Raw genomic sequence first — 6360 nt, forward strand, 5'->3', positions numbered from 1 at the left:
CTTATCCAATAATAGCAGCAGCTTATATGCTGCTATTATTGGATAAGTTTTTCACTCTTTCATCCCCGAGTTTTATCCTGGCATTGGTAAGGTGTACCTTCATAAAATGGGCAGCTTCCTTTGGCTGGCGGTTTTTGATTGCCTCAAAAATATTTAAGTGTTCCTTATAAACCTGTTCACGTTTCCGCTGAAGGCCGAGGTTCTTTTTCAAGGAAAATACCAGTGCCTTTTGGTATAATTCGGACAAATTTTCGATACTTTGCAAAAGAAATTGATTCTTAGATGCCTTTACAATTTCACGATGAAACTGATAATCTGCTTCATGGCCGATTTTGCTGTCATTCTCAACAGTTTCCTTAAACTTGCGCAAAGCCGCTTCTATGCTTAATAAATCTTCCCCTTGATGTCTGGAGGCAGCTAAATAAGCTGCCTCCGTTTCAAGAATGGACCGCATTTCTAAAAGCTCGAAAACTTGATCTGTATGAACCATATCGAACGTAACTGACTCAAGCATGTTTGCAAGTTGGATCTCTCTGACCCAGCTTCCCCCGCCTTGGCGGGATTCTACAACACCACTTGCCGCTAATACACTTAATGCCTCTCTTATAGGTGCTCTGCTGACACCAAATAATTTTGCAAGTTCATTCTCAGAGGGAAGCTTTGTGTTTGGCGGAAATTTTTCATCTTTAATCATCTGTTTAATTTGCTCGAGTACTTGCCCAGAAACCTTTTTCCTTTCAATAGGTATCACCATCTTATCGATCTCCTTAAGCCTTTATTGTTGCATTTATTGGAGGATTACTTTTTTTAGCCCGAACAATATGAACTAATAAAGCGATCGCAACTAAGGATATTCCTATTACATCAGTTAATAAGCCTGGTTTAATGAGTGTAATTGAGCCAGCAATGAAAACGATTCTCTCAATCATATTTAATTTAATAGAATAGAAGTTATTAATCGCAATGGCTAATGCAAAAATGCCAAGAAGGCCGGTTGTAAATGCCAGAATAACGCCTGTAATTGAAACAGCCTCCCCAGATGCCGTCTGCATAACGAAGATTGGGTTATATGCGATCATAAATGGAATAATGAATCCCGGTAAAGTTAGCTTTACCGCACTCCACGATGTTTTCATTGCATCCGCTCCTGCAATTCCAGCCGCAGTGTATGAAGCTAGGGCTACAGGAGGTGTTACATTAGATAACGCCCCAAACCAAAATACAAAGAAGTGGGCAGCCACTGGATGAACTCCAGCTTCTACAAGAGCAGGAGCTGCTGTAACGGCAACAACAATATAAAGGGCCGTTGACGGAAGTCCCATACTCAATACTATACATGTCACCATCACGAGAAGTAAGATGATCCAAAGAACCCCGCCAGATAGCGCAATAATATTGTAGGCAATGGTTGAACCAAGGCCAGTCATTGTGACAACGGCAATAATGATCCCAATCGATGAACATGCTATCCCAACTTGAATACTGCCTTTACCGCCTTCTTCTAAGGCCTGCAATATTTTTTTAATATTAATTCGGTTCGTGCGGTCCCTTGTAAGCCAGCTTGCAACCATTGCTGATACTATTCCTGCGAAACCAGCAAAAAGCGGAGTTTTGCCAACAAGTAATGTGCCAATAACAATGATAATTGGAAGCAATAATGCTCCTCGTTCCTTTAAAACTTCTTTAACCAAAGGAATCGATTCTTTGCTCATTCCTTTTAATCCTTGTTTTTTTGCTTCTAAATCTATTGCGATAACCAAAGCAGCGTAATACAAAATACTTGGTATAATTGCTGCTAAAATGATTACAGTATAAGAAACCCCCAGGAAACCGGCCATAATGAATGCCGCTGCCCCCATAATTGGCGGCATTACCATCCCACCAGTTGATGCTGCAGCTTCTACTGCGGCTGCAAACCTCGGCTTCAAACCGATGCCTTTCATCAATGGAATTGTAAAACTTCCTGTTGTAGCAACATTTGCAACTGCACTCCCATTTAATGAACCTGTTAATGCACTGGAAATAACAGCAACCTGGGCAGGGCCTCCGCGCCGCTTTCCGGCAATCGCAAGAGCAAGGTCATTAAATAATTGTGAAGCGCCGCTTACTGATAAAAATGCTCCAAAAAGAATAAATAAGACAATATACGTTGAGGCAATGGAAAGAGTCATACCGAAGATTCCTTCAGTTGTCATATACATTCGGTACAACAGGCGTTCCATGGAAAAGCCCGCATGTGCAAACATCCCTGGAAAATATGGCCCGAAAAGCGCATACACAACTGCAACAGCAGCCAGTAAGGGGATGAATATTCCAATTGTTCTGCGTGCAGCTTCCAGCAGCACTACAATAGCAATGATTGCAAAAACGTAATCGGAAGTTATAGCTTGTGAGCCCCGTTCAACATGTATGGTTGTGTAATTCAGCAAGATATATACAGTTCCGGCAAGTCCTAGCAGAATCAAAATAGAATCGAATATTGTTGCTTTTCTTACAGGCGATCGTTTTGTGGCTGGATAAAGCAGAAATGACAAAATAAGCAGGAACGACAGAAAGATGATATTACGGTAAATTTCCTGAGTATTCGTGAAGCCATTAACATAAATAGAGTATACGGACATGATAATGCCAGTATAAATTGCTATTTTTGCTCCTATACCGGTCAATTTCCTTACACCAGCTCCCGCCTCCTTATCAGCTGGGACAGCAGTATTAGTATTTTGATTCTTCTTTTTAAAAGGGTTCATTACTCCCCCTCCTTTTCAACAAATAATAGATTTCCTCAGTTGTGCTGCGAGTCTTGTAAAATAGGAGATGGGGTTAATCCATCTCCTTTAACAATTACACTCAATTAAAAATCTGATATTTACTTTGCTTCAGGAGGAACAAGATTTTCAGGAATCTCTAATCCTTCTTCCTTGAAGTATTTATAAGCTCCGATATGAAGCGGGGCCGGGAGTCCATCTAAGGCGTTATCAAGTTTCATGTTTTTTGCAGAGTTATGCACTTTATACATTTCGTCAAGGTTTTCATATAGTGTTTTTGTTAATGTATAAACCGTTTCCTCGTCTAATTCATTCGAAACAGCAAGGAAGTTAGGCTGGGCGATTGTATTAATTACTTTATCCACTTTTGGATATGTGCCCGCAGGAATTTCAAAGCGATACCAAGTATTATAAATGCTATTGATGGCATCCAGCTGTTCATCAGTTACATCTAAAACTGATGCTTTAACACCACTTGCATACATATCTGTAATTGCTGCTACAGGAACACCTGCCGGAAGAGATCCTCCATCCAGACGTCCATCACGCATAGCAGAAATTGTATCATCATAACCAAGATATTCTGGTTTAATATTTTCTTTTGTTAAACCGAGTGCTTCCATCATAACGAGAGTGGATTGTTCAGTTCCACTTGCTTGAGGTCCAACTGAAAAGCTGTTTCCTTCTATATCAGCAATCGTTCCTGATTTGATCTGGTTATCCATAAGAACAAAATGTTCAACATTTGGCCACAGCATGGAAATAGTTCTCAATTCTTTATAAGGCTTACCGTCAAAATTACCTCTTCCCTCATAGGCCTGTGCTCCTATTAACCCCTGTAATATAGCTAATTGCGCTTCTCCTTTAGCAAGCAAGTCAATATTTTCTACAGATCCAGCAGAGGATTGTCCAGTGGCTTTGATGCCTTGATCTTTTAATTTATCAGACCAAAGATTCCCCATTCCTACTCCAATTGGATAATAAGTTCCTCCAGTTGATGCGGTAGCAATTGTTAAGAACTGATTTGATTTTTTACCTGAACCAGCCTCTGTTGATCCACATGCAGAAGCTATAATAGTTACGATTGCTAATAATAAAAATAATAGGTTACGTTGTTTTTTCATTGTCTTTCCCCCTCTTTCTTTGTAAGCGCTTCATGAAACTTGTAAGACAAGTATACAACATGCTTTTAAAAACTTTCAACAATTTTTCGATTATTTTATATATTAGAATTTTATTCCAGAAATATATTAAATAAAAAAAGCGATGTTCTTTACACCGCATTCATTGATATCACTAGTTTTAGGAGCCTAAATAAAAAACCTTAACTGATGAAGTTTTCCTTAAATAATGATGTTCCCTCGTTACCTTCTCAGAGAAATATTTTAATCATTGGCTCTGTTTAGAGTGTCAATTGATTTCCAATCAGAAGCCCGCTTTCGATAGCGGTCAACGACCTCGAAGCTGACGCGCCTGCTCGTTTCTCAGGCTGAAGTCTCCCAACTTCCTTAACCAACAGTTTGCCATTATCACCAGTACGTTATAATAATAAAAATCCTTTCTGCTTTAAATAAAGAAGGAGCAAAGCACTGACAGCTTTGCTCCTTTTGCTATATCTTACTTTACCTTTCTCTACGGAACAGACTCTTTAAGTCCCAGTCAATTTGTTCTCTTGGCCCACCGTCGCGCAGGTTGTTATCAATGTTTCTAAGGCGGCTGAAAGTTCCTTCGTCCGTTACAACCTTAGTCGACCTTCCTCGAAGATACGGCTGTACCGCTTCATGAATGGCTGCCTTTGTTTCTTCTTCCTTGCTATAATCCGTCAAGTCAACAGCAATCAAAACATTGCTGCCATAGGTAACTGAGCGAACATCCTCAACATTCGGAACAGATGCTGTTACATCGCCAATTTTTTCAGCAAGTTCACCTTCGTATGCTTGATAGTAAGAACTCTTGGCTTGGCGTGTATTATCATCCAGATGTCCGTGGTAATTCGCATCACTATGGCTGAAACGGTTATCTTTTTGGAAGAAGTTCTGGTCCCTCTCTGCTAAGGGTACTGTTGGATTACCGGTATTGTTATTTCCATCCCTTACTTGAAGAGCATTTCTATTGTTGTTTCTGTTATTTCTGTTGTTTCCGTTATTTCTTCCTTCCCCGCCAAACGTATGATCCATCATTTCAGTCAGTGGGCCATCATTATCCGTTCCATCTTCAACCCTGACGTTTCCTCCACGGCCTCCATGGTTTTCATTCGAATAATAGCCCATCGGCTGTACCTGCTCGTTGTTTCGATCCTGAACAGCAGTATCATCATTAGTCCCGCAGCCAGTTAACCCCATTGACATTAAAGCAGCCAGCGGTACTGCAATTAGTTTCTTGTGCAAGCGAAAAACCCCCTCGCTAATATTACAAGCTTTGAGCATATATGCTCCTTCTTAGCTTGTGAGCGAAGGGAGTCTTTCATCCTGTCATTTACGTCCAATTTTACAAAGAGAAATTGCTTCTTAATCCTCTGCCGCTTTTTTTAAGGCTCGAATAAACCGCTGCCTTTCAGCAAATTGTCCTACGGTCAAATCCAGAACAGGGCATATTTTGACGGGGTCCAGGTAGGACCTATCTCGTATGACTCTATTCCACTCCCTAAAAATATCAGTGGGAAAGGCAAGAGCATAGAGAAATCCTGTTTCTTCCATATATTTTTTTATGATTGGAAACCTTAATAAATCCTCAAAAGACCACTTCATAAAGGGCAGAATCCGGTTCGCATACTGAAGGTAATCAGAATGCGGAGTGCCTTTTGCAATCAAATCAAAATCCAGCAAATATATGGTTTTGTTCTTAGCCCTGAGAAAATTGTGGTGTGCAACATCACCATGGAGAATAACTTGCTTTCCTGACTTGAACAGCCATGCTTCCTCTTCAATCCCTTTTAGCGACCAATCTGCCCACGATAATAATTCATTAATAATTTCCTTCTGGACAAAATATCTTATAACAGGAAGATTATTAAGAAAAAGCGAGGCCCTTTCCCTCCATTTATCCGCCTGTCTGAATGTTGGCAGAACCGTTTGATAACGGGGAACCAACTTTTCGGAGGTGTCATGAAAAGTTTGCAGCAAATCAAGCCCCTCTAATCGGTCTCTTTTCAAATGATAAGAAAAAGAGTCTTCCGATGGCTGTATATATTCAAGACACCCGTAATACGTTCGATCAAAAAAAAGAGGCGGCTCTTTTGCAAATTCATAAAATGCATAAGTTCTTGCAAAACCTTCTTTTATTAGGGATGCTGTAAAGGCTTCCTGGAGTTTTAAACGGTGATAAGAGGAAAATCCTTTTAAGATAAATACTCGTTCCTTTGTTCTAATTAGGTAAACTTGTTTTCTAATTGGTTTAATTTCATTAATTTTAAAGGGAAACTGTTCTTGCAAATAGGAGAGGAGACGATTTATTAATAAATCGTCTCCCCCGTTTTTAACCGTCGTATTCACTGCTTTCATCGAAATTTCTCGGCATTCCAAATGCCTGCCCACCCATTGGGCCATAACCCGGACCTGCTCCGAACCCTGGACCCGCTCCAAATCCTGGGCCTGCT

At 40.3% G+C, this 6360-nt stretch carries 5 protein-coding genes; all 5 read right to left on the bottom strand.

Translation table 11 applies throughout. From position 1 onward, the window contains the following. Window positions 1-22: 22 nt before the first annotated feature. Window positions 23-754: a FadR/GntR family transcriptional regulator gene (locus tag J7I93_RS07745; RefSeq protein ID WP_214724939.1), complete on the bottom strand. Its 732-nt coding sequence runs from the start codon at window positions 752-754 to the stop codon at window positions 23-25. A gap of 13 nt (window positions 755-767) precedes the next feature. Continuing rightward, window positions 768-2747: a TRAP transporter permease gene (locus J7I93_RS07750; RefSeq protein WP_214724941.1), complete on the bottom strand. Its 1980-nt coding sequence runs from the start codon at window positions 2745-2747 to the stop codon at window positions 768-770. A gap of 119 nt (window positions 2748-2866) precedes the next feature. Continuing rightward, window positions 2867-3889, bottom strand: a complete 1023-nt coding sequence (locus J7I93_RS07755) for a TAXI family TRAP transporter solute-binding subunit (protein ID WP_214724943.1) — start codon at window positions 3887-3889, stop codon at window positions 2867-2869. A 498-nt stretch (window positions 3890-4387) separates the two neighbouring features. Then, entirely contained in the window at window positions 4388-5152 is a 765-nt protein-coding gene (locus J7I93_RS07760) for a YhcN/YlaJ family sporulation lipoprotein (protein WP_214724945.1), read from the bottom strand. Window positions 5153-5272: 120 nt separating this feature from the next. Beyond that, on the bottom strand, window positions 5273-6360 hold a 1088-nt coding region (locus tag J7I93_RS07765; RefSeq protein ID WP_251025768.1), incomplete at its 5' end, for a phosphotransferase.

Origin of the sequence: Bacillus sp. ISL-47, assembly GCF_018613175.1 — a bacterium.
Classification (GTDB): Bacteria; Bacillota; Bacilli; order Bacillales; family Cytobacillaceae; genus Cytobacillus.